The sequence below is a fragment of the Streptomyces sp. NPDC006872 genome (assembly GCF_040635845.1).
Lineage (GTDB): Bacteria > Actinomycetota > Actinomycetes > Streptomycetales > Streptomycetaceae > Streptomyces.
In genome coordinates this window covers 91,482-113,606 of record NZ_JBEYIL010000025.1, presented here as the reverse complement: position 1 = coordinate 113,606, position 22,125 = coordinate 91,482, and the positions used below count along the sequence as shown (strand labels likewise).

Annotated in this window: 21 protein-coding genes; 10 read left to right on the top strand and 11 right to left on the bottom strand. The window is 72.6% G+C overall.

The features are described 5' to 3' along the window. The 8 genes from ABZ725_RS46480 to ABZ725_RS46445 form a co-directional block, all read right to left on the bottom strand. Positions 1 to 255: an acyl carrier protein gene (locus tag ABZ725_RS46480; RefSeq protein ID WP_351920411.1), complete on the bottom strand. Its 255-nt coding sequence runs from the start codon at positions 253 to 255 to the stop codon at positions 1 to 3. A 36-nt stretch (positions 256 to 291) separates the two neighbouring features. Then, positions 292 to 1,542, bottom strand: a complete 1,251-nt coding sequence (locus ABZ725_RS46475) for a beta-ketoacyl synthase N-terminal-like domain-containing protein (protein WP_358808413.1) — start codon at positions 1,540 to 1,542, stop codon at positions 292 to 294. Beyond that, on the bottom strand, positions 1,539 to 2,810 hold the full coding sequence (locus ABZ725_RS46470) for a beta-ketoacyl-[acyl-carrier-protein] synthase family protein (protein ID WP_358808412.1): 1,272 nt from the start codon (positions 2,808 to 2,810) through the stop codon (positions 1,539 to 1,541). The genes ABZ725_RS46475 and ABZ725_RS46470 overlap by 4 nt, the downstream gene beginning before the upstream one ends. Continuing rightward, positions 2,807 to 3,217: a cupin domain-containing protein gene (locus tag ABZ725_RS46465; protein WP_351920405.1), complete on the bottom strand. Its 411-nt coding sequence runs from the start codon at positions 3,215 to 3,217 to the stop codon at positions 2,807 to 2,809. Before ABZ725_RS46465 ends, ABZ725_RS46470 begins: the two co-directional genes overlap by 4 nt. Before the next feature lie 72 nt (positions 3,218 to 3,289). Beyond that, complete coding sequence (locus ABZ725_RS46460; protein ID WP_358808411.1) at positions 3,290 to 4,447, bottom strand: SchA/CurD-like domain-containing protein; 1,158 nt, start codon at positions 4,445 to 4,447, stop codon at positions 3,290 to 3,292. Positions 4,448 to 4,637: 190 nt separating this feature from the next. Next, positions 4,638 to 5,345: a class F sortase gene (locus tag ABZ725_RS46455; protein ID WP_358808410.1), complete on the bottom strand. Its 708-nt coding sequence runs from the start codon at positions 5,343 to 5,345 to the stop codon at positions 4,638 to 4,640. Between the two features lie 115 nt (positions 5,346 to 5,460). Beyond that, complete coding sequence (locus ABZ725_RS46450; RefSeq protein ID WP_358808409.1) at positions 5,461 to 5,937, bottom strand: hypothetical protein; 477 nt, start codon at positions 5,935 to 5,937, stop codon at positions 5,461 to 5,463. A gap of 145 nt (positions 5,938 to 6,082) precedes the next feature. Beyond that, on the bottom strand, positions 6,083 to 7,744 hold the full coding sequence (locus ABZ725_RS46445) for an FAD-dependent monooxygenase (protein ID WP_358808437.1): 1,662 nt from the start codon (positions 7,742 to 7,744) through the stop codon (positions 6,083 to 6,085). Positions 7,745 to 8,003: 259 nt separating this feature from the next. Between ABZ725_RS46445 and ABZ725_RS46440 the strand changes: the two genes are divergently transcribed. Next, entirely contained in the window at positions 8,004 to 9,797 is a 1,794-nt protein-coding gene (locus ABZ725_RS46440) for a protein kinase (RefSeq protein ID WP_358808408.1), read from the top strand. Between the two features lie 7 nt (positions 9,798 to 9,804). Here ABZ725_RS46440 and ABZ725_RS46435 read toward each other — a convergent pair whose 3' ends face one another. Continuing rightward, on the bottom strand, positions 9,805 to 10,740 hold the full coding sequence (locus ABZ725_RS46435; RefSeq protein WP_358808407.1) for an anti-sigma factor RsbA family regulatory protein: 936 nt from the start codon (positions 10,738 to 10,740) through the stop codon (positions 9,805 to 9,807). Positions 10,741 to 10,878: 138 nt separating this feature from the next. Here ABZ725_RS46435 and ABZ725_RS46430 point away from each other — a divergent pair, with 138 nt between their 5' ends. The 3 genes from ABZ725_RS46430 to ABZ725_RS46420 all read left to right on the top strand — a co-directional run bounded on the left by ABZ725_RS46430 (position 10,879) and on the right by ABZ725_RS46420 (position 14,294). After that, positions 10,879 to 11,502, top strand: coding sequence for a DUF6629 family protein (locus tag ABZ725_RS46430; RefSeq protein ID WP_358808406.1), 624 nt, complete (start codon positions 10,879 to 10,881; stop codon positions 11,500 to 11,502). A 96-nt stretch (positions 11,503 to 11,598) separates the two neighbouring features. Further along, complete coding sequence (locus tag ABZ725_RS46425; protein WP_358808405.1) at positions 11,599 to 13,149, top strand: sigma-70 family RNA polymerase sigma factor; 1,551 nt, start codon at positions 11,599 to 11,601, stop codon at positions 13,147 to 13,149. Between the two features lie 140 nt (positions 13,150 to 13,289). After that, positions 13,290 to 14,294: a sugar ABC transporter substrate-binding protein gene (locus tag ABZ725_RS46420; protein ID WP_358808404.1), complete on the top strand. Its 1,005-nt coding sequence runs from the start codon at positions 13,290 to 13,292 to the stop codon at positions 14,292 to 14,294. Positions 14,295 to 14,366: 72 nt separating this feature from the next. Here the strand turns inward: ABZ725_RS46420 and ABZ725_RS46415 are convergent, their stop codons facing one another. After that, positions 14,367 to 15,368, bottom strand: coding sequence for a LacI family DNA-binding transcriptional regulator (locus ABZ725_RS46415; RefSeq protein WP_358808436.1), 1,002 nt, complete (start codon positions 15,366 to 15,368; stop codon positions 14,367 to 14,369). A gap of 240 nt (positions 15,369 to 15,608) precedes the next feature. Next, a complete protein-coding gene (locus tag ABZ725_RS46410) occupies positions 15,609 to 16,814 on the bottom strand; it encodes an FAD-dependent oxidoreductase (protein WP_358808403.1) in 1,206 nt (401 codons plus the stop codon). Positions 16,815 to 17,059: 245 nt separating this feature from the next. Between ABZ725_RS46410 and ABZ725_RS46405 the strand changes: the two genes are divergently transcribed. The 6 genes from ABZ725_RS46405 (at position 17,060) to ABZ725_RS46380 (ending at position 22,075) form a co-directional block, all read left to right on the top strand. Continuing rightward, a complete protein-coding gene (locus ABZ725_RS46405) occupies positions 17,060 to 17,518 on the top strand; it encodes an Rrf2 family transcriptional regulator (RefSeq protein ID WP_358808402.1) in 459 nt (152 codons plus the stop codon). Positions 17,519 to 17,895: 377 nt separating this feature from the next. Continuing rightward, complete coding sequence (locus ABZ725_RS46400; protein WP_358808401.1) at positions 17,896 to 18,369, top strand: carboxymuconolactone decarboxylase family protein; 474 nt, start codon at positions 17,896 to 17,898, stop codon at positions 18,367 to 18,369. A gap of 132 nt (positions 18,370 to 18,501) precedes the next feature. Then, positions 18,502 to 19,428 carry a patatin-like phospholipase family protein gene (locus tag ABZ725_RS46395; RefSeq protein ID WP_358808400.1) on the top strand — a complete coding sequence of 309 codons (927 nt, stop codon included), beginning with the start codon at positions 18,502 to 18,504 and terminating at the stop codon, positions 19,426 to 19,428. After that, positions 19,425 to 20,648: a macrolide family glycosyltransferase gene (locus tag ABZ725_RS46390; protein WP_358808399.1), complete on the top strand. Its 1,224-nt coding sequence runs from the start codon at positions 19,425 to 19,427 to the stop codon at positions 20,646 to 20,648. Before ABZ725_RS46395 ends, ABZ725_RS46390 begins: the two co-directional genes overlap by 4 nt. Positions 20,649 to 20,651: 3 nt before the next feature. Then, on the top strand, positions 20,652 to 21,140 hold the full coding sequence (locus ABZ725_RS46385) for a hypothetical protein (RefSeq protein ID WP_358808398.1): 489 nt from the start codon (positions 20,652 to 20,654) through the stop codon (positions 21,138 to 21,140). Then, positions 21,137 to 22,075 carry a hypothetical protein gene (locus ABZ725_RS46380; RefSeq protein ID WP_358808397.1) on the top strand — a complete coding sequence of 313 codons (939 nt, stop codon included), beginning with the start codon at positions 21,137 to 21,139 and terminating at the stop codon, positions 22,073 to 22,075. The genes ABZ725_RS46385 and ABZ725_RS46380 overlap by 4 nt, the downstream gene beginning before the upstream one ends. The last annotated feature ends 50 nt before the right edge of the window (positions 22,076 to 22,125 follow it).

Sequence of the window (22,125 nt, the reverse complement as noted above, 5' to 3'; positions counted from 1 at the left end):
TCACGCTCCTGTCATGAGGGCACTGTTGACGAGGTCGAGGAACTCCCGGGGCGACTTGGAGCGTTCGGCGTCGCAGGGCATCGGCGTGCCGTACCGGTTCTCCAGCTCGCCGACGATGCCCAGCAGCCCGAGCGAGTCGACGCCCAGGGTGCCGAAGTCGACGCCGTCCTGCCGGAGTTCGGCCGGGGCGACGGTGCAGCCTGCGGACTTCTTCATGAGTTCGGCCAGCTCTTCCACGGTGATGCGGTCGGTCATGGGTGTTCCTCTCCTCTACTGCTTCGCGCCGCCTCGCTACGAGGCGTCGGTGGCGCCGTGCCGCAGCACCAGCGCCGAGTTCGACCCCATGAGTCCCCGGCTCAGGACCAGTGCCGTACGCACTTCGGCGGTGCGGGCAGTGCCGGTCACGAGGTCGAGGTCATGGCAGATGTCGAAGACATTGGGAGTGGGCGGGATCAGGCCGTGCTCCATGGCGAGCACCGCCGCCGCGGCGTCCATCAGCGGCGCCGCGCAGTACCCCCGGCCGATCCCGGTCTTGGGCGCCGTGACGGGCACCCGGGCGCCGTGCCGGCCGAGGGCGTCGACGATCGCCAGCGCCTCGGCGCGGTCCGCCTCCGGTACGCCGAGGGCGTCGGCGAAGACCACGTCGATCTCCTCGGGGGCGCAGTCGGCCTCCGCCAGGGCTCCGCGAATGGCCTCGGCGAGTCCTTCCCGGGACTCCTCCCAGCGGGAGGCGCCGGTGAAGGTCGCCGCGTGTCCGGCGAGGAGGGCCCGCACCCGCGCACCGCGCGCCCGGGCCACGGACTCCTCCTCCACCACGAGCATCGCGCCGCCCTCCGCGGGCACGAACCCGCAGGCCGAGGCGGTGAACGGGCGGTAGGCGCGGGTCGGTTCGTCGACCGTGCTGAGTTCCTCGTAGCCGAGTTGGCAGACGACCGAGTAGGGGGCGATCGGCGCCTCGGTCGCCCCGGCCACGATCACGTCGGTGCCGCGCACCACGGCCCGCGCCGCGTGTGCGAGGGCGTCCAGGCCGCCCGCCTCGTCGGCCGCGACGACCGAGCAGGGGCCCTTGAAGCCGCGGCGGATGGAGATCTGGCCGGTGCTGGCGGCGTAGAACCAGGCGATGGACTGGTACGGGCCGACGTAACGACTGCCCTTGCCCCACAGCTGCTGCAGCTCGCGCTGTCCGAACTCGCCGCCGCCGGAACCGGCCGCGGTGACCACGCCCACCGAGAACGGCGCGGCCTCGCTGTCGGGCCGGCCGAAGTCGGCGTCCGCCAGCGCGAGGTCGGCCGCGGCCATCGCGAAGTGTGTGAACCGGTCGGTCTGGACGAGGTAGCGCTCCTCGATCGCGGCCGCCGGGTCGAAGTCGCGGACCTGGCCGGCCACCCGCAGCGGCAGGTGCTCGCAGCCTTCGCGGGTCACCCGGTCCAGGACGCTGATGCCTTCCCTGGTGGACTTCCAGAAGGTCTCGGTACTGGCTCCGTTGGGCGCGACCACGCCGATTCCCGTGACGGCCGCGCGCCGTGGAAGGGGTTCGCTCATCGTGTCTTCTCCCTCGGCCGGTTCATGACCACCGCGGACTGGAAGCCGCCGAACCCGCTGCCCACCGACAGCACGCTGGCCAGCTTCCGCTCGCGGGCCACCTTCGGGACGTAGTCCAGATCGCACTCGGGGTCGGGCGTCTCGTAGTTCGCGGTCGGCGGTACGACCTGGTGGGCCAGCGCCAGCACACAGGCGACGAGTTCGATCGCCCCGATCGCGCCCAGGGAGTGGCCCACCATCGACTTGATGGAGCTCATGGGGGTGCCGTAGGCGTGCCGACCCAGGACCCGCTTCACGGCGGCGGTCTCGTGGCGGTCGTTCTGCTTGGTGCCCGACCCGTGCGCGTTGACGTAGTCGATCGCCGTGGCGTCGACCCGGGCGTGGTCGAGGGCGTCCTCGATGGCCCGGGCCATTTCCAGGCCCTCGCTGGTCAGGCCGGTCATGTGGTAGGCGTTGCCGAAGGTGGCGTACCCGCCGAGCTCGCAGTACACGTGCGCGCCGCGGGCCCTGGCGTGCTCCAGCTCCTCCAGGACGAGCACCGCGCCGCCCTCGCCCATGACGAACCCGTCGCGGTCGGCGTCGAAGGGACGCGAGGCGTGCGCGGGGTCGTCGTTGTTGGAGGAGGTGGCCTTGATCGCGTCGAAGCAGGCCATGGTGATCGGGGAGATCGGCGAGTCCGAGGCGCCGGCTATGCATATGTCGGCCCGGCCCTCCTCCACGGTGTGGAAGGCGTAGCCGACCGCGTCGAGGCCGGAGGTGCAGCCCGTGGAGACCGTCTGCACCGGCCCGCGGGCCCCGAACCGCTCGGCGACCGTCGAGGCGAGCGTGCTGGGCGAGAACGCCCGGTGCAGTTGCGGGGCCGCCTCGCGGTGGTCGACGTCCCAGCGCTGCCCGCCGTGGCTGACCTTGACGTAGTCGTTCTCCAGCCGGGTGGTGCCGCCCACCGCGGTGCCCAGCGAGACGCCGACTCGCCAGGGGTTCTCGGCCGCCATGTCGAGACCGGCGTCCCGTACCGCCTCGTCGCCGGCGACCAGGGCGAACTGGATGTAGCGGTCGCACCGTTCGACGTCCTGCGCGTCCAGCCCGAGGGCCGTCGGCTCGAAGTCGCACTCGGCGGCGATCCGCGACCGCAGGCCGCTCGGGTCGAAGAAGGTGATGCCGCGCGTCGCCGTCCGCCCCTCGGTGAGGAGCTTCCAGAACGCCGGGACGCCTATGCCGCCGGGGGCGACGATGCCTATGCCGGTGACCGCCACACGACGCCCGGTCATGAGCGGACCACGGCTTCGGCGTCGCTCTCCTCGGTGTCGACGTGACCGAGCGGCGGGCTCGGGGCCAGCGGGCCGAGGTGGAACACCATGCGGGCCTCGACGTTCCCGACGTTGCGGAAGCGGTGCCGCATGTGGGCGGGGATCATCAGTCCCTGCTCGGGCTGCAGCGCCACGGCCTCGCCGTCCAGGTCCACCTCCAGCTGCCCGCAGACGACGTACACGAACTCCTCGGAGTACGGGTGGTAGTGCTCAGCGATGCGGTCGCCGGGCTTGATGAGGGCCAGGCCCATGAAACCGCTGGTCGAGCCGACCGTGACCGGGGTGAGCATGGCGCGCAGATCGCCGCCGCGCCGGGTGTTCGGCTCGACCTCGCTGAGATCGACGACTCTGGGACGGGATGTGATCACGACGTTCCTCCGATGATGTACTGCGCCGACGTGGGCGGGGCGGGGGCGCCGCCCCGGCCACGTGATGACGAATCAGGCCTCGGGCGACCGGCGGTCGGTGACGAGATCCATACGCGCGAGTTCGAGCAGTCGCGCGAGTCGGGCGTCCTTCGACGCGGACCGGTCCGCGTCGCCGGCGTCGTCCAGCAGCGTCGTCAGCTCGGCCACCTGCTTGGGGTCGGACAGACCGAAGGCCTGTACGGGGTCGGCGGCGTCGAGTCCGCCGCGCACGTCGACCAGCCGTACGACGACGTCGTCGCGCTGGAAGATCGTGCTGCGCAGCACCGGGTTGCGCGCGTCGTCCGCCGCCGCCTCGTCCTGCCGGGCCAGCAGCTCGGCGAGCTTCATGCCGCGGTCGGGACGGGCCGGGTAGTACAGGGCGTACCGCTCGGCCTGCGCGTCCTGCCGGTCCGCCGTCACATGGTGGACGGCGGGCAGCGCGGCCCGGGTGAAGAACACCCGGGCGGACTCCGGATCGTTGAGGTCCCGGTCCTGCTCCAGATGGGGGTTGATGGCCTCCTCGACGGCCCGCACCTCGGGCTGCCGGGACACGTGCCGCAGTGCGGAGAGCAGGTCGCCCCGCACCTCGATGGCCCGCACCACCCGGTTGCCGTGCATGAACAGCGAGGTGCGGCACAGCCGGGTGGTGTCGTCGACCTGCGGCTCGGGCGAGGCGTAGTCGGCGAGGATCTTGGCGACGATCTCCTCGCTGCCCGGCTTGACGGTGAAGGTGAGCGCGTGCCGGATCATGCCGTCGCCGATCCTGGGCGAGGTCTGGAGCCGGCGCTTGCCCGCGTCGGCGGCCGCCGCCGGGCCGCCGGTCTCGCGGACCACGTGGAAGCGCAGCGACCTGGTGTCACGGACGCAGCTGTGCAGCGGCTCCACCATCCGCACGTGCTCCTCGCTGTTGACCCACGCGAGGAACGGCGGGGCGCTCTCCCATTCACTGGTGATGAGCCACTGGGAGGGGTTCTCGATGGACTGGCAGAGCTGGTCGCTGACATGCCCGGGGACGGACGCGACCTGGTTGCAGAGCTGCTCGTACGCCTCGAGGAACTGCTGCTGGGCTCCGTCGTAGACGTCGACCAGCAGGACGACCCTGAGGCGGGAGCCGTCGAACACGGACTGGGACACACGTTGCGACGCCTGTCGCGTCCGCGAACCTGCAACACGTTCGGACGTGGTGGTCATCCTGCGCACATCTCCTTCGCGGAGGGGGGTGGTGAACGTCGGCCGCGGGTCCGCGACGTCAGCGTTCCTCGATCCTGTGCCCGTCCCCGCAAGTGCGCGACTCGGATGAACTACGTGGGTGACTGGGCGGGTGAACGGGTGGCGGACGGCCGGTGGGGACGGCCGGTGGGGGACCGTCGGTGGCGGACGGTCAGACGAGGTGGGCGAAGACGACCAGGTTCTCCGTGTAGTCCTTGACCCGTCGGTCGTAGGCCCCCGCACAGGTGATGAGCCGCACCTGCGCCTCGGCGGTGTCGGCGTACACCCGCTCGCTGGGGAAGTCGTCCTTGTCGAAGGTCTCCACGCTGTCGACCCGGAAGGTGGCCTTGCTGCCGTCGGCCCGCCGCACATGGAAGAGGTCGCCCTTGACCAGCGCGCTGAGCCCGGCGAAGACGGCGGGGGACGTCTTGGTGTCGACGTGCCCGGCGATGATCGAGGTGCCCGGCTCCCCCGGGGAGGCCCCGTCGGCGTGCCAGCCGACGAGGTTGACGTCGTTCGCGGGGGGCGCGTCCAGCCGGCCGCTGGGGCCGATGGCCAGGTCGGTGAAGGGCGCGTCGACCGAGATCTTCGGGATCAGCAGACGTACCGGCCGCGAGCGCGGCAGATGCTTGCCCATCGGGGCGTCGGCGGCCGCGCCCGACGTGGGCGTGGCCGGTGCGCGACTGCCCGGGACCGGGGCGGCGGCGGGCGGGGCGTGCGGGGGGCGGGAGATGCCGGTCGTCGACGTGTCGTTGCCGCCGAACAGGTTCAGCGCCAGGATCACGGCGGCCGCGGCGCAGAGCATCGTGACACCGGACCGGGAGCTGCCGGGATCGGAGGAGGACGGGGTGGGGGTGGGGGACGAAGGGGGAACTGCCATCGGAGACAACCTCACTCGGGCGCGGCAGCGGAGCGTACGGGGCACGGGGAGCGAGCCGGGCCGCCGCACGGGGTACGGGCGGCGGCCGCGGCTTCGCTATCGCAACCGGCATGGCTCAGGCCACGCTTCCGGCGGACTTCCTGCGGCGCAGGGCGTAGAGGCCGGTGCCGGCGACGGCGAGGACACCGAGGCCGGCCGCGGTCGCCGAGGGCCCCGCGAGGGCGCCGCCACCGGTGTGCACGCCGCCGCTGGGCTTCTCGTGGCCGCCGCCCCAGGAGTCCTTGTCCTTGCCGGATTCCTTGTCGGCTTCGTCGTCCGCGGCCGTGTCCCTGAGGGCTCCGCCGCCGGTGTGCATCCCGCCGTGCGGCTTGCCGTGCTCTTCCTTGCCGGACTCCTCCTTGCCGTGTTCGTCCTTGCCGTGCTCCTCCTTGTCGGAGGAGGTGTCGTCCTTGCTGTACGAGGAGCTGTCCTCCTTGCTGTAGGAGGAGTCGTCGTGGTCCGTGTCACCGGCGGCCGCGTAGGCGCCGGGGGCGCCGATGGCGAGGGCGGCGGACGCCGCCGCGGTGGCCAGGATCATGCGAGCAGAACGCATCTGATGGTCCTTCCGTCACGGCCGGGCAGCCGACGCCTCGTCAGCTGACAAGACCCGACCGGGACGTGATCCACCGTCAGCCGACGGCCGCCGCAGCACCACTCGGGGCGTTCACACGGGTGACGCCCTCGGGAGGGGAACGGGGTCAGCCGAGTGCCAGCCCGCCGCTCAGGACCTGACGCAGCGTCGACTCGGGGGCCGGGTCCGGACCCGGCGACCGCCAGGCGACGAACCCGTCGGGCCGGACGAGCACCGCGCCCCCGCGGGCCGTGCCATGGCGCTCCGCCCAGTCGGCGTCGCCCTCCGGCGCCAGGTCGGCCCCGGAGCCGGCGCCCACCCGGTACGACTTGAGCGGAAGGGCCAGCTCCGCGGCGAGGCGTTCGGCGGCCTCGTGCCAGCCGCTCGGCTCACCGGCGTCGCTGAGCAGCACCAGGGACCGCTCGTAGAGGTCCAGGGTGGAGATCCGCTCGTCCCCGCGCCGCACCCACAGGTGGGGCGCCCTGCTGCCGGGCTCGCCGGTCAGGTCGAGGCCCTCCGGGACGACCGGGGACGCGGGATCGGCGCCGACCACGGCGCCCTGCGGGTAGCGGTAGCCGAGGGCCACGTTGAGGATGCCGCGCTGGGGACCGCCTCCACCGCCCACGCCGGGCGGCGGGGCGAATCCGGGGTGGCTGTGCTCGGCCGAGCGGACGGCGGCCCGGGCGCTGGTGGCCTCCGCGACGGGGCGGCGCTCGGCGTCGTAGCTGTCCAGCAGGCGCTCCCCCGCCCAGCCGTCGAGGACCGCGGCCAGCTTCCAGGCGAGGTTGTGGGCGTCCTGGATACCGGTGTTGGAGCCGAAGGCCCCGGTCGGCGACATCTCGTGGGCCGAGTCGCCGGCCAGGAACACACGCCCCGAGCGGTAGCTGCGGGCGACGCGCTGGGCGGCGTGCCAGGGCGCCTTGCCGGTGATCTCCACGTCGAGGTCGGCGACCCCGACCGCCCGCCGGATGTGCTCGATGCACCGCTCGTCGGTGAACTCCTCCAGGGTTTCGCCCTGTTCGGGGTGCCAGGGGGCGTGGAAGACCCAGTTCTCGCGGTTGTCCACCGGCAGCAGGGCGCCGTCGGCGTCCGGGCTGGTCAGGTAGCAGACGATGAAGCGGCGGTCGCCCACGACCTCGGCGAGGCCGTGGGAGCGGAACGTCAGGCTGACGTTGTGGAACAGGTCGCCGGGGCCGCTCTGGCCGATGCCGAGCTGCTCGCGGACGGGGCTGCGGGGGCCGTCGGCGGCGACGAGGTAGTCCGCGCGGACGGTGAGGTGCTCACCGGTGTCCCGGCTCTTCGCCACGGCGGTGACGCCATGGGAGTCGGTCTCGAACGACATCAGCTCGGTGGAGAACCGGAGGTCCCCGCCGAGCCGCTTGGCGTGGTCCAGCAGGACCGGCTCCAGGTCGTTCTGGCTGCACAGGCACCAGGAACTGGGGCTGAAGCGGGCCAGTCCGCCGCCCGGGTCGATGTCCCGGAACAGCCACTCCCCCGCGTCGCCGACCAGAGTGGGCGCCTGCAGGATGCCGTGGTTGTCGGCCAGGGTGGCGGCGGCCTCCTGGATCGCCCGCTCGACCCCGGCCACCCGGAACAGCTCCATCGTGCGGACGTTGTTGCCGCGGCCGCGTGGGTGGATGGAGGTGCCGGAGTGGCGCTCCAGCAGCACATGCGGCACCCCCAGCCTGCCCAGGAACAACGAGGTCGCCAGACCGACCAGGGAGCCGCCGACGATGAGGACCGGGACCCTGAGGGTGCGGGGACCGGCCTCTTCGGCTCGTTCGTTCATCACTCTCGCCTCCAGCGCGTCGTGTCCGCCGACCCGGCCGGATACGGCGGAGATCCTCATGCATGCCCCGTGGAGCTGACGGCGCTTCAGGCTTCACCCGCCTGCTTCGCGCCGCGGACGCGCCACAGGCGGGCCGGCGTACGGTCGGGACGGGCCGGACGGAACCGGTGGAAACCCTGAGCACCGGGCGGGGCTCGGCTAGCCTCGATCTCCCATCGAGTGCGAACTGACTTACGACGAACATCACTTCGGGAGTTCCGTGTCCGACCAGTTGCCGCCCCCGCCGAACTCCGTGGTGAACCCCGCGGCGAACGAGGCCGCCGCGCTCCGGCAGACCGGCGCCGCTCCGCTTCGGATCGGCGACCCGGGCCGCGTCGGCCCGTTCGTACCGGTGGCGCTGCTCGGCAGCGGCGGGATGGGACGCGTCTATCTGGCGCGGGCCGCGGACGACGGTCCCGGGCTGTTCGCCGTGAAGGTGATCCGGCCGGAGTACGCCGAGGACGTCCGCTTCCAGCGCCGGTTCGAACGTGAGGCGTCGGTGCACGGCCGCCTCGGTCCGCCGCACGCGCCGAGGTTATGCGGCACCGGCTGGGACGACCGGCTGCTGTGGATGGCCACCGAGTACATCCCCGGGCTGGACCTGGCCGAAGCCGTGCGCGAGGGCGGCGCCCTGCCCACGGCCACGGTGTGGCGGCTGGTGGCCGAGCTGGGCCGGGCGCTCACCGCCCTCGCCGCCGTGGGAGTCGTGCACCGGGACCTGAAGCCGTCCAACGTGCTGTTGTCGCCGCAGGGCGCGCATGTGATCGACTTCGGGATCTCCAAGGCCCTGGACGCGAGCGCCATCACGGGCACGGGCAACCGGGTCGGCACCGCGGCCTACATGTCGCCGGAGTATCTGCGGACGGGCCACTGCGACACGGCGTCCGACGTGTTCTCCCTGGCCGGCACCCTGCTCTACGCGGCCACCGGGCGGGCCCCCTTCGGCGACGGCACCGGTGTCGACGTCATGCACCGCGTGGCGTTCGAGCAGCCGAACCCGGAGGTGACCGGCGCCGTCTCGGAGGTCGACCCGGAGCTGGGAGCGCTGCTGACCGCCTGTCTGGCGAAGGAACCCGAGCGGCGGCCGACCCCGCGGCAACTGATCGACACGGCCGGCGGGCGTCCCGCGACCGCCGGCTGGCCGGAACCGCTGCACGGCCATGTGCTGGCCCGCCGACGCGCATACGAGACGCTGTACCGCCTTCCCGTGGAACGGGCGGAACGCCTGCAGCCCTCGGACAACCGGGTGAAGCCGGTACCGGTGCAGGAACCGGCGCGGGTGCAGGTGCCTGTGCCTGTGCCTGTGCAGGGGAGCCCGGCGCCCGGGGCCCCGACACCCGCGCCTTCTGCCGTCGCGCCGACCTCGCTCACGGCGGGCAGGCCTCCGGTGCGCCGGAAGCGGATCCTGGCCGCCGCAGCGGGCACCGCCCTGTGCGCCGTCGCCGCGGGCGCCTTCGTGCTCGTCCGCACGGACGGCCCGGCCGTCGCCTCGCCGGAGGCCGTCGCGTCGGCCGACGGCGGCCGGTCCGGCGACCTGCCCGGCGGCAACGCCCGGCCGAGCACCACCGGCGCCCCGGGCCGGACCCCCGCCACGGACGCCTCCGGCAGACCCGCCGACGTCACGGGCGACGACGAAAGCACGCCGCCCGATGCCTCCGCGGCCGCCACCGTCCCCGCCGTCGACGGCCCACGGACCACCCCCGCCGCCCCCGTCGACGACACCGTCGCCTCCTCCACCCCGGCCCCGACCGAGCCCGGCGCCCCGGCCTGGATCACCGACTGCACGTACTACTCGGGCAACGGCCGCACCGACCTGGGCGACAGCGGCAAGCGGGTCGTCCAACTGCAGTGCATGCTCACCAGACGCGGCTACGACGTGGGCGGTTCGGGCGTCGACGGCGACTTCGGCCCCGACACGGAGACGGCGGTCCGCGGCTTCCAGAGCGACAAGGGACTGGCGGTCGACGGCATCGTCGGCCAGAACACCTGGGGCGCGCTGCGCGCCGCCGACTGACGTGCGCTCAGCGGCCGATGTAGAAGCGGACGGTCGTGCCGTCGTCGCCGGTGTGCAGGCGCACCAGGTCGGTCACACAGTGGACCAGCAGCAGACCGCGGCCGCCGATCTGACCGCGGGCGGGTACCCGGCGTCCGGCCAGCGAATCGGCCAGTCGGCCCGCGTCCCTGACCTCGCAGACGATCTGCCCGGCCTCGGCCCAGACGGCGAGGGTGCCCCGTCCGTCGCCGTGCACCACGCTGTTGGTCGTCAGTTCCGCGGCCGCCAGTTCGGCGTCCGCCAGCCGCTGCCCCGCGAGGCCCAGTCGCTCGGCCTGGCCGACGGCGAAGGCACGCACCGCGAACAGGTCGTCGGGGCCGAACGAGTACACGGCGGCGTCCGGCGCGGGCGCCAGCGCCTCGTTGTAGCGGGCGAGGACGGAGGGCCAGTCGTAGGCGTCGCTGACCCGTTCCGTGCCGTCGGCGATGACGGTCGGGTGGGTGATCCGCGCGTCGGCCAGGACCTGCCCGTCCAGTCGGGTCGCGTCGTACGGGCACAGGATCGTGACCGTCCGGCCTTCGAAGGCCTCGTTGATGAGCGCCTCGTGCTGCGCGCACGCCGGATACTCCACGGCGCTGCGGCCCGCCCAGATCGGCTCGCCGATGATCCGCACCCGTCCGCGCGGGTGGGCGTCGGCGAACGCGCGTAGCACCGTGGGGATGATCCGGCCCGGGTTACGGCCCGCCTCGGTCATGTCGAGCAGGCGGACGCGTCGGGCGGCGGCGCCCAGTCCCGCCGCGATCAGCTCCAGGTGGGGGCCGGGCACCGCCACCGCCACCGGCTCGCCGACGGCCAGGCCCTCCTGCACGAACGACACGGTCCGGTCCACGTACTCGCGTTCGGTCCGGTAGAACAGCGCGGGGTGCAGCAGCCCGAGCCCGTCGACTCCCTGCGAGGCGTCCACCACCCGCGGCCTCCTTCGGTATCCGCCGAAAGCAGCGTAACGCCGCTCCGCAGGGCGGCAGGTGGATCTCCGGGGCGGGACGTAGCGTGGCAGCACAGCAAGGCGGATGCGGACGACGGCCGAACCCATGGTGACGTGATGTGTTGGAGTGCGACGGCCGATCTGGTCGCGGGGGCCGGGGTGGCGGCCGTCGGAGTGGCCTGTGTGACGGCTGCGCGCGGCAGCCGGGACCTTCCGCTGGCCGCGCTGCCGCTGCTGCTCGGGGCGCACCAGATCGTGGAGGCGGTGGTCTGGGACTCGGGCGGGGGCAGCGGAGCCGCCACCGTCCTCTGGGCCGTCATGGCGATGCCGCTGCTGGCGGTGTGGGTGCCGGCGGCGGTGTGGTGCGTCGCCCCGCCGCCCGCGCGACGCGGGCTGACGCTGCTGCTCGCGATCGGTGTCGCGACCGCCACGGCGCTCGCGTACGGGATCGCCAACGGCCCGGTGACGGCCGAGATCCGCGGCCGCACGATCGGCTACACCGTGGACCTTCCGCACCCGGAGGTGCTCGTCGCGGGCTACCTCCTGGCCACCGTCGGCTCACTGCTGCTGTCCGGCGACCGGGGGCTGCTGGTCCTGGGGGTGGTGGTCGGCGTGGGCGCGGCGGTCTGCTTCACGCTGTGGCGGCTGGAGTTCGTCTCGACCTGGTGCGCGTTCGCGGCCCTGTGGTCGGTGCTGCTGCTCGGCTGGCTCCGCCGTCGGGCACCCGCGGAGGTGATGTGAGTCACATCCATGGATGACTGCAACTTTGGTTGAAAGTTTTGTCATCTAGGCTCACAAATCCTTCCGCCCCTCAGCAGGCAACTGGAGCGTTCCTCCATGACCGACCGGTCCACTGCCGTGTCCGCCCCGGCCGCCGCCACGGCCGCGTACGCCCGCGTCTACGAAGAGCAGCAGCCGCGCCTCGTCGCCTACGCCCGCTCCCTCACCAGGAACCCCTGGACCGCCGAAGACCTCGTCGCCGAGGCGCACTTCCGCGTGTGGCGACGGCTGGCCGAGGGGCACGAGATCGACAACGTGCCGGCGTATCTGAGGACGACCGTGCGGCATCTCGCGATCGCCTCGGGCAGCGCGGTGCGCGAGACCCCACGGGATCCGCACACCGAGGACCGCGCCGAGACGGGCGCGCACGGAGAGGACCCGGCCGAACAGGTGTCCTGCGTCGACCTGGTCGTGCGGGTGCTGGGCCAACTGCCCGAGCGCTGGGTGAAGGCGCTGTGGCTCGCGGAGGCGGAGGGCCAGCCGCTGGCGGCGATCGGGCCGCAGCTCGGCACCAAGGACGGCGCGACGGCCGTACTGCTGCACCGTGCGCGGGAGGGCATGCGGCAGGCCTTCCTGCGGGCCCAGACCGGAGCCCCGGAGGACCCCGCGTGCCAGGTCCACTGGGCCCGGATGCCCGCGTACGTCCGTGGCGCCGCGACCGCGCGCCAGGGCGAGCGACTGCTCGGCCATGTGGACGCGTGCGACGACTGCCGCGAGACGCTCGCCGCGCTGATGCTCACCAACAACCGGCTCCCCGCACTCGTCGGACCGGCCCTGCTGGTCTTCGCGCTGGGCGGCGCCGGCAAGTTCCTCCTGAGCTTCGTCGCGGGGTCGGCCGGTGCGGCGGCGGGCGCGGCGGGCGCGGCAGGCGCTGCGGGCGGGCCCGGCGCCGGGTTGCTGCACGGCGTGCGTCACGCAGCGGTCGGCGGCTCGAAGGCGCCCATGACGGTGACGGCCGGCGCGCTCGCGGCGGGCGCCGCGGCGGTCTGCCTCATCCTCGGCGGGGCCGACGCTGCCCCGATACCGGTGCAGCGCACCCCCGTGGCCGAGGCGCCCGCGAGACAGGCGCCGGTGGCCCAGGCGCCGGCGACGCCGCCCGCACCGGCCGCCGTCCGGGCCGAGGCCGCCGCGAACCACGGCCCGTCCGCACCGACCACCGAACTCCAGGAGAGCGCCCCGGCCCGCAAGGCCGACACCACCGCGCCCACCACTCCCTTGGACGCCGCCGAGACCGGCGACACCGGCGACACTTCCGGCGGAACAGGAACCTCCCTCCCGCAGGCCCCTGACGGAGGCTCGGCCCAGAAGCCCGAGGACCCCCCGCCCCCGGCCGAGGAAGGCACGCCGGAACCCCCCGCTCCGGCCCCCGAGACCCCGGAGCCCGAAGCACCCGAACCCGAGGCTCCGCACACGGCGGACCCGGACCCCGGCACCGCGGACGACGGCGACGACGACCCCACGGCCGGCGACTCCGACTGCGCGACCGACACACGGGGCACCGACACACGGGGCACCGGCAGCGGACACGGCACCGGACACGGCGGCAGGCGGAACCGGAGCGCCCACACGTCCGCCACGAGCACGACACAGGATGTCAAAACGTCCTGACAAACCCGTTGACATCATCGGTGAGTGGCTCCATAGTCATGCCACTAGAGCGCGCTAATAAAGCGCTCTAGTTGCCGGACCAGCCGCCGGGCGCCGGTCTGCAGACCCCACCCTGACCAGCACAGTGAGGTGCAAGGGACATGCGCACACACCACCGAGCCGTCGCTCTGACCGCCACCGTCCTGGTCGGCGCCCTGTTCGCCGCCGGCTGCTCCAGCAGTTCCGGCGGGAAGAAGTCCGAGGAGAGCGGGGCCGCCGCCGGCGCGGGCAAGGCGGACACGCCCCGGATGACGGTGGCCATGGTCACCCACGCCTCCCCCGGCGACACCTTCTGGGATCTGATCCGCAAGGGCGCCCAGGCCGCGGCCGCCAAGGACAACATCAAGCTCGTCTACTCCAGCGACCCCAGCGCCGGCAACCAGGCCAACCTCGTGCAGAACGCGATCGACCAGAAGGTCGACGGCATCGCCCTCACCGCCGCCAAGCCCGAGGCCATGAAGGACGTGGTCGCCAAGGCCACCGCGGCCGGCATCCCGGTCGTCGGCTTCAACTCCGGCGTCGACGACTGGAAGAAGCTCGGCATGCTCGAGTACTTCGGCCAGGACGAGAACATCGCGGGCCAGGCCTTCGGCGAACGTCTCGACCAGCTCGGCGCCAAGCACGCTCTCTGTGTGATCCAGGAGCAGGGGCAGGTCGCCCTGGAGGCTCGCTGCGCCGGCCTGAAGAAGGGCTTCGGCGGCAAGACCGACATCCTCTACGTCAACGGCACCGACATGCCGTCCGTGAAGTCGACGATCACCGCCAAGCTCAAGGCCGACTCCTCCATCGACCAGGTGGTCACCCTCGGCGCCCCGATCGCGCTCACCGCGGTGCAGTCGCTGTCCGACGCGGGCACCAAGGCCGAGGTCGCGACCTTCGACCTCAACAAGGACCTGGTCGAGGCCGTCCAGAGCGGCACGGTCGAGTTCGCCGTCGACCAGCAGCCCTATCTGCAGGGCTACCTCGCCGTCGACTCCCTCTGGCTCTACAAGAACAACGGCAACGTCAGCGGGGGCGGCACCGCGCCCGTCCTGACCGGCCCGGCCTTCATCACGAAGGAGAACGCGGACACCGTCGCCGAGTTCGCGGCCAACGGAACACGCTGACGGCTACGGGAGCACGCACGCGAGTCGGCAGGCATCGTGGGGCACGGTGCCGGCCGGCTCGATTCCGTGCTCTCAGACCGCGTTCTCCGGCGGTGGGCCGCTGCTGCCCCGCACCACGAGCTTCGGGTCCAACACCGCTTCCCGCGGATCCAGTTCGGGCTTCTCCAGCCGTTCCACCGCGAACCGCACCGCGTGTTCCGCCATGAGGACCGCGTCCTGGCGGACCGTGGTCAGCCCGATCGGCATCAGATGGGAGAGATGGCTGTCGTCGTAGCCGACGACGGACAGGTCGCCCGGCACCTCGACTCCGGCCCGGGTCAGCGCCATCAACAGGCCCATCGCGCTACGGTCGTTGCCCGCGAGGACCGCCGTCGGCAGCGCCTGTCCCCGGTCGCGTTCCGCGAGGAGGAGTCGACCGGTCTCGATGCCCGACTCCTCGGTGTGATCACCGGGCACGACCCGCGCCTCGGCCTCCAGCCCGTGCCGGCGCATCGCCGCCCGGTAGGCCCGCCGCCGCTCGGCCGAGCCGGGGCCGCGTCCGCCGTCGAGGTGCACGATCCGGCGGTGCCCCAGCTCGACGAGGTGCTCCATCGCCTGCCGTACGCCCTTGCCCTCGGCGGAGTGCACGAAGTCGACGTGGGCGTGCGGGACCCGGCGGCTGACGGAGACCGCGACCGTGCGGCGTCCCAGTTCCTCCAGGAACGAGGGTTCGGCGAAGGAGCCGAGCAGGATCACCGCCTCGCAACGGTGGCTGAGCAGCGCCTCGACCGCCTTCTCCTCGCTGCGGCCCGGCGTGGCGCCCGACAGCAGGACCTCGTAGCCGAGCCGCTCCGCCTCCGGGTAGATGCCCTCGACGAGGTTGGTGTGGAAGGTCTGGTGGACGTGGAACATCACACCGAGCGTGCGGCTGCGGCCACGGGCCAGCAGCCGGGCCGCGCTGTCGGGCCGGTAGCCGATCTCGTCGGCGACCCGCAGGACCCGCTCCCGGGTCTCGTCGCTGGCTCCCGGCTGGTTGCGGAACACGATCGAGACCAGGGCCCGGGAGACGCCCGCCTTCGCGGCGACGTCCGCCATCGTGGGCCGCTGCCTGCCCGATGCATCCACCTGAACCCACCCTTCGACACGACCACCCTAGGACAGGTCCTGGCGAGCACTGGAGATCCCCCGACAACAGGCTATTGACAGGACATTTGGACAGGGATCATCGTACTCGGCCCGGAGCGCACCAGGCGGGCACGGCCCCGAACGGCCGGGCCGCCCGCCGCGGTGCACGGGCACACGCGGCGGACGACTCACCGGGGGGGCGGACGGTGGTCAGCCGTTGGAGAAGCGGCCCGCCTGGGCGAGGATCTGCTCCGGGTCGTCGGTCGGCGGGTAGATCCAGAGCGCGTTGATGTTGTGCTTGAGGGTCTTGGCCTCCTCGCCGGTCAGCGCGATCCGGCGGTCCCAGCCCTCCGTGAAGATGGCGCCGGCGGGGCCGAGGTCGAGGCACGTGACATAGGGGTCGGCGGTGAAGGGCAGCGGAGCGGCGCCCAGGAGGTCGGCCGCCACGTTGTGGCCGGCGAACTTGCCCATGGGCAGGGCGTGCTGGCAGGACTGCGTCGCGGAGTGGCCGTCCTCCACGGCGGCGAGCGCGGTGTCGCCGGCGGCGTAGACGTCGGACACCCCGACGACCCGCAGGTGCTCGTCCACGGTCAGGCGGCCCAGCCGGTCGCGCTCCCCGGGGATCTGGGCGGTGAGCGGGCTCGCGGCCATACCGGCCGTCCACACGACGGTCGCCGCGGGGATCACTTCGCCGTCCGAGAGCGTGACGTCCTGGCTGGTCACCGATGCCACGGTGCGTCCCAGCCGGCGCTCGATCTTCAGCTCGTCGATCGCGTCCTCGATGTTCGGGCGGGGGCCCGGGCCGAGCTCCGGGCCCAGGACGTCGGCGCGGTCGACCATCACGACGCGGACCTCCTCCGCGCCGAGGTGACGGTCGGCGATGGCCTGGAGGCGTCCGCTCAGCGCGGTGGCGATCTCCACGCCGGTGAAGCCGGCGCCGACGACGACGGCCGTGAAGCGGCCCTGGGAGGGGCTCCGCCCGGGCAGCCGCCGCAGGTGGTTGTCGAGCGCGGCGGCCGTGGCGAGGGTGTCGACGTCGAAGACCTCCTGCGAGCCCGGGAACTCGGGCCGCACGACCTGGCTGCCCGTGGCCAGCACCAGCTTGTCGTAGGACAGCTCCAGTTCCTCACCCGAGCGTCCGAGGGCGCGCACGGTGTGCGCCTCGGTGTCGATCCCGGTGACGGTCGCCGTGACACGGCGGACGCCGATCGGGCCGAGGACGCGGTCGAGGGCGACGCGCATGCCGTCGGGGGCGTCCTCGTACAGGCGGGGGCGTATGACCAGATCGTCGCCGCCGCTGACGAGGGTCACCCGCAGTTCGTCACCGGGGGTGCCGGCCTCCCGGGCGGCGCGCACGGCTCCTGCCGCACTCCACACGCCGGCGAAGCCGCCACCGATGATCAGGACATCCTTCATGAACTTCTCCGTTTTCGAAGCCGAAGCGATGAGCCGGTGCTCCGGCGGCCGGTGCTCCAGGAACAGGGATTCCCTGGGCAGATGCGCCGTGAGCAGGGGCTGTCTACTGCGGCGGCCTCATGCAGGGCCCGCACCGCATAACCTGGACACTACTTATCCTGGATATTTGATGTCAAGATTTTCAACGGCGACGCCCGGCTGGCGGCACGCTTCGATCGTGGACATGTAATGTCCGTAATATGCGAATGGCTAAAGGGGTCGAGTGGGCTCTGCACACCCTGTTGAACCTGGACATGATCGGCGGCGGCCCGGTGGGCAGCGGCCAGCTCGCCGAGGCCCACGGCCTGTCGGCCTCCTACCTCAACAAGCAGCTGCAGCAGCTCGCCCGGGCCGGGCTCGTGGTCTCCGTGCCGGGGCCGCGCGGGGGGTTCCGGCTGGCCAGACCCCTCGAGGACATCACCCTCCTGGACGTCGTGGAGGCCATCGAGGGCAGCACGAAGATCTTTCACTGCACCGAGATCCGCTGCGGCGGCAGAATCGGCGCGCTGTCACCGCCGCCCACGGGCGTCTGTGCGGTCAACTCGGCCATGCGTCGCGCGGAACAGGCGTGGCACCAGGCACTGGCCGCCCAGACTCTCGCCGACATCAGGGCGGAGGTGGACGACCCGACGGTCCTGCGGATCGTGCGCTCCGCGCTGGAATGACCGCGCGCACCGCACACTCTCACCGGCGCCGGCACCCACAGGCGCAGACGCAGTCCAGTCCGACTCTCTCCTCCACCGACTCCACCGACTCTGCCGACCCGGCCGCCTTCGCAGGGACGTCGAAGCCTGCCACCAGGCCCTGGTGAAGGAGGTGGACTCCAGCGCGTCCATGCGCGTCCATGCGTGTCCCGCGAACATACCGTGTGACTCGACACCTTGTCACACGGGGCCGGGTCTCCGCTGTCATTCTCGGCGTGTGCTCAACCGTGCCCTGCAATGAGTGAATGAGACGCACGTCACACCGGGCTGCCTGTCACAGATCGCGGGGTGATCCCGGTCAGTAGTGTGTATCCGCAACACGGCAAGGAGAGATCACCGTGGAATCGCGTCTCAACTACTTCGGGCACCCCCTCGCGGGCAAGGTGCTGAGGCACATCAACTCGGCGAGCAAGCTGGTCGCCGACTCGACGCTGCCGGCCGCCACCCAGGAGCTGGTGAAGATCCGCGCCAGCCAGATCAACGGCTGCGGCTTCTGCACCGACATGCACACCAAGGACGCCGCGCACGCCGGCGAGACCGTGCAGCGTCTCCACCTGGTGGCGGCCTGGCGGGAGGCGACGGTGTTCACCGACGCCGAGCGCGCCGCCCTGGAGCTGGCCGAGCAGGGCACCCGCACCGCCGACGCCGCCGGCGGCGTCACCGACGAGGCCTGGGCGAACGCGGCCAAGTACTACGACGAGGACCAACTCGTCTCCCTGGTCTCCCTCATCGCCGTCATCAACGCGTACAACCGGATCAACGTCATCATCCAGCAGCCTGCCGGCGACTACCAGCCCGGTCAGTTCGGCTGACCGGCCCGGCCAGTTCGGCCGACCGGCCCGCCGGCGCCGGCCGGGCCGACGGTCACGCACGGTCCGTCTCCGCGCCGCCCCGACCTACGGCGGGAGACGGACTCTCATACAAAGGCTTTCGTGGAGCAACCGATGACACGCGGAACCGCATCAGCGGGCTTGAATTCGCTCCCCCGTCCCGTGGCCGTGGTGGTGGGCGCCGGTGGGGTGCTCGGAGCGGCGCACGTCGGCGTCGGGTACGCGCTGGAGCAGCGCGGATTCGTCCCGGACATGATCATCGGAACCTCGGTGGGTGCACTCAACGGGGCGATCGCGGCCGCCCATCCACACAGTGCCGCACCGTGGCTGGACCATGTGTGGACCCAGTTGCGTCGCCGTCATGTGTATCCGCTCGGCTACCTGTCCTCGCGGGCCAGCGTCTTCACCGACCGCGGTCTGCGCCGGCTGATCGCCGGGGCCGGGCTGCCGTCGCGGATCGAGCAGTTGTCGGTCCCGTTCACCGCGGTGGCGATGGACCTGGTCACCGGCGCTCCGGTGCTGCTCGACCACGGAGACCTGGAGTCCGCGCTGCTGGCCAGCGCGGCCATTCCCGGGATGCTGCCCCCGGTGGAGCGCGAGGGCCGGACCCTCGTCGACGGCGGGGTGATCGCCTATGTCCCGGTGCTGGCGGCCAGGCAGGCGGGGGCGGCCAGCGTGGTGGTCGTGTCGACCGGGCCGGAGAGCTCGCCGTTGAGCCCCACCTTCTCGCGCCGCAGCGCCGCCGCGATCGCGTCCCGGGCGGGGCTGCTTCTGCTGCACCATCAGATCGAGCGTGACCTGCACGAGGTGTCCGAGCACATCCCGACCGTCGTACTGCCGACCGGCGTCGAGGCCTGGCCGGCTCCGTGGGACTTCGGCCACTCCAAGCGGCTGATCAGCACCGCCTCGCTGGCGGCGGGGCGCTTCCTCGACGGACTGCACATCAGTGGGCCCGGTCTGTACCGGGTGGACGGTCCACTGACGACAACGGCCGGTCCGGGCGACGCATCGACTTCTTCCGCACTGGAGGTAGGCCCGTGAGCACCATCTCGTTCCTCAACATCGGCATGCACGGGCGCGTCAACCCGACGCTGCCGGTCGTGGCCGAGCTCGTCCGGCGCGGCCACTCCGTCAGCTACCACACGACCCCCGCGTTCGCTGCCGAGATCGAGGCGACCGGTGCGACCGTGTGCCTCTACCCCGGGGGCGACCAGCCGATCGCCGATCCGCCGATGCCGGTCACGCTGGTCGAGGGGATCGCGCGGACCGCCGTCCGGGTGCTGCCCACCGTGCTCGACGAGCTGCGCGGCATCCGCCCCGATCTGATCGTGCACGACAACGCCTGTCTGTGGGGCGCCGTCGCCGCTCGCGAACTCCGGGTGCCGGCGGCGTCGTCGTGCACCACGTTCGCCTACAACCGGCAGGTGCCCAGCCCCACCGGCGGCTCGTGGAGCCTGTTCGCCGCGGGGACGGCTCGGCCGCGCAGCGTTCAGGGCTATGTGCGGGCGCGCCGGGAGCTGCACCGCCGCTACGACGCGCACGGGCTGCCCCTGGTCGACATGGGGAACATCCGGGCGCCGCTCAATCTGGTCTACACCTCTCGGGCGTTCCAGCCCGCCGCCGACGCGTTCGACGAGTCCTTCAAGTTCGTCGGCCCGAGCATCGGCGCCCGCCCGCTCGACCCGTCGTTCCAGGTCGACCGGCTGCACGACCCGGTGCTGTACGCCTCGCTGGGCACGGTGTTCAACTCCGACCCACGGGTGCTGCGCACCTTCGCCACCGCGCTCGAACCGCTCGGCGGCACCGTGATCGTCTCCACCGGGCAGACCGATCCCGAGGCGCTGGGTCCGTTGCCGGCCAATGTGCTCGCGCTGCGCTCCGTGCCGCAGCCGGAGGTGCTGGCCCGGGCGGCGCTGTTCATCACCCATGGCGGGATGAACAGCGCCAACGAGGCCATGTACGCCGGGGTTCCGATGCTGGTGGTCCCGCAGGGCGCCGACCAGCCGCTGGTGGCGAAGCGCGTCGTCGAGCTCGGCGCGGGCCTGTCGATCCGGACCCAGGACGTCACCCAGGGCGCCGTGCGCTCCCTCGCCCGCCGCCTGCTCCACGAGCCGCGGTTCCGGGCGGCCGCGGCCACCCTGCAGGCCGCCCAGCAGGAGGCGGGCGGGTATCGGCACGCGGCGGACGAGCTCGAGCAGTACCTGCGTGCGGCCGGCTCGGGCAGCCCGTCGGCGCCCGTCGATCCCGCGCAGCGAGGCTGAGAGATGTCACTTGCCGTCGTGGCCCTGCTGGTGTTCGCCGGGATGTCGGAGGCCGCCGGGCGCATCCTGCCGCTGGTGGCGCGCCGGCCCGGCATGTCGCGGCCCTTCGTGGCGAGCCTGCTGCTGGCCGGCGGCCTCGTCGAGGCCGCCGTGTTCGCGCTGTGGCCGCTGACCGCGTGGACGCTGGCCGAGCTGGTGCTGTCCCCGCCGCCGACGGGCGACGCTCTTGTGTGGACGCCCAGCCTGGTCGCCCCGCTGCTGCTCTGCGCCGTCCTGGCGTTCCCGTTGCTCGGACCGCTGCTCCATCTGCTGCTGTTCGTGGGTGTCGGGGCCGGTCTGGCCGACCCGCTCGCGGAGGCGACCGAGCTGGGCTGGTGGGGTGCCGCGGGGTGCGTGGCCGTCGCCGGGGCCGGGCTCGGCGTCACGGTGGAGGCCGTCCGTCGACTGGTCGTGCGGCTCAGCGCGACCGCGAAGCCGGAGGCGATCGCATGAACCACTTCCTGCTCTGGGTCTTCGCGATCGGGCCGGTGCTGCTGGCCGAAGCCCTGCTGGCCCGCTACGAGGTGCTGGCCTACAGCGCCGGCTGGCGGGCCCCCACCACCGAGCTCCCCGAGGGCGTGCCCTACGCCCGGGGCGCGGCCCCCGACACTCCCCCGGGCGCCTACCTCGTCTACCTGGACGGCATCGGCAAGCGCCGCGTCCGCGACACCCGGGACGGCGGCCAGCTGGTCAAGGCCCTGCTCGCCGGAGCGCCGGAGCTGCGGGTGCTGGGTCAGGTGCAGCCCTACTCGCCGCTGGCCGACCCGCTCTCCGACCGGCCGGTGTGGATATGGCTGCGCCGGCACATCGGGCTGCTGCTGTTCCTGCACAACGTGATGCAGGTCTTCGTCGCCGCCGACCACCGCTACCGGCCCCTGTACAACCGGGCCGTCGGTTCGCAGATCGCCGCCCAGCTCCGGCTGGCCGGATACCGGCCCGACAGCGGCATCCCCGTGGTGCTGCTCAGCTACAGCGGCGGCGCCCAGGTCGCCACGGGCGCGGTCCACGAGCTGCACACCCAGTTGCGCGCCCCGCTGCTGCTGATCACCCTCGGCGGTTTCCACAACGGCGCCAACGACCTCACCCATGTGGCGCAGTTGCACCAGCTGACCAGCGCGTACGACCGGATCGAGCGGGTCGGCACCTGGATCTTCCCGCAGCGCTGGCGGCTGCTGCCGCGCAGCGGTTGGAACCGGGCCCGCCACGCGGGGAAGATCACCGTGCATCGGCTGGATCCGGCCACCCACCTCGGGCCGCACAGCTACATCAGTCCGGAGGGACGGCTCCCCGACGGGCACAGCTACCTCGAACACACCACCGACACCGTGATCGCCGTCATCCGCGCCCAACTCGGTACGAGCACGACGACGGACCACCAGGTGCCCTGAGACCTCCGCCGATCCGACGGACCGGACCGTGCCGACGGGCCGCGTGGATG

Excerpts from the sequence above, each read along its gene's own strand:
- ABZ725_RS46480 (WP_351920411.1), bottom strand. The coding sequence starts at position 255 with ATGACCGACCGCATCACCGTGGAAGAGCTGGCCGAACTCATGAAGAAG.
- ABZ725_RS46475 (WP_358808413.1), bottom strand. The coding sequence starts at position 1,542 with ATGAGCGAACCCCTTCCACGGCGCGCGGCCGTCACGGGAATCGGCGTG.
- ABZ725_RS46470 (WP_358808412.1), bottom strand. The coding sequence starts at position 2,810 with ATGACCGGGCGTCGTGTGGCGGTCACCGGCATAGGCATCGTCGCCCCC.
- ABZ725_RS46460 (WP_358808411.1), bottom strand. The coding sequence starts at position 4,447 with ATGACCACCACGTCCGAACGTGTTGCAGGTTCGCGGACGCGACAGGCG.
- ABZ725_RS46455 (WP_358808410.1), bottom strand. The coding sequence starts at position 5,345 with ATGGCAGTTCCCCCTTCGTCCCCCACCCCCACCCCGTCCTCCTCCGAT.
- ABZ725_RS46450 (WP_358808409.1), bottom strand. The coding sequence starts at position 5,937 with ATGCGTTCTGCTCGCATGATCCTGGCCACCGCGGCGGCGTCCGCCGCC.
- ABZ725_RS46445 (WP_358808437.1), bottom strand. The coding sequence starts at position 7,744 with ATGAACGAACGAGCCGAAGAGGCCGGTCCCCGCACCCTCAGGGTCCCG.
- ABZ725_RS46430 (WP_358808406.1), top strand. The coding sequence starts at position 10,879 with ATGTGTTGGAGTGCGACGGCCGATCTGGTCGCGGGGGCCGGGGTGGCG.
- ABZ725_RS46425 (WP_358808405.1), top strand. The coding sequence starts at position 11,599 with ATGACCGACCGGTCCACTGCCGTGTCCGCCCCGGCCGCCGCCACGGCC.
- ABZ725_RS46420 (WP_358808404.1), top strand. The coding sequence starts at position 13,290 with ATGCGCACACACCACCGAGCCGTCGCTCTGACCGCCACCGTCCTGGTC.
- ABZ725_RS46415 (WP_358808436.1), bottom strand. The coding sequence starts at position 15,368 with ATGGCGGACGTCGCCGCGAAGGCGGGCGTCTCCCGGGCCCTGGTCTCG.
- ABZ725_RS46410 (WP_358808403.1), bottom strand. The coding sequence starts at position 16,814 with ATGAAGGATGTCCTGATCATCGGTGGCGGCTTCGCCGGCGTGTGGAGT.
- ABZ725_RS46405 (WP_358808402.1), top strand. The coding sequence starts at position 17,060 with ATGGCTAAAGGGGTCGAGTGGGCTCTGCACACCCTGTTGAACCTGGAC.
- ABZ725_RS46395 (WP_358808400.1), top strand. The coding sequence starts at position 18,502 with ATGACACGCGGAACCGCATCAGCGGGCTTGAATTCGCTCCCCCGTCCC.
- ABZ725_RS46385 (WP_358808398.1), top strand. The coding sequence starts at position 20,652 with ATGTCACTTGCCGTCGTGGCCCTGCTGGTGTTCGCCGGGATGTCGGAG.
- ABZ725_RS46380 (WP_358808397.1), top strand. The coding sequence starts at position 21,137 with ATGAACCACTTCCTGCTCTGGGTCTTCGCGATCGGGCCGGTGCTGCTG.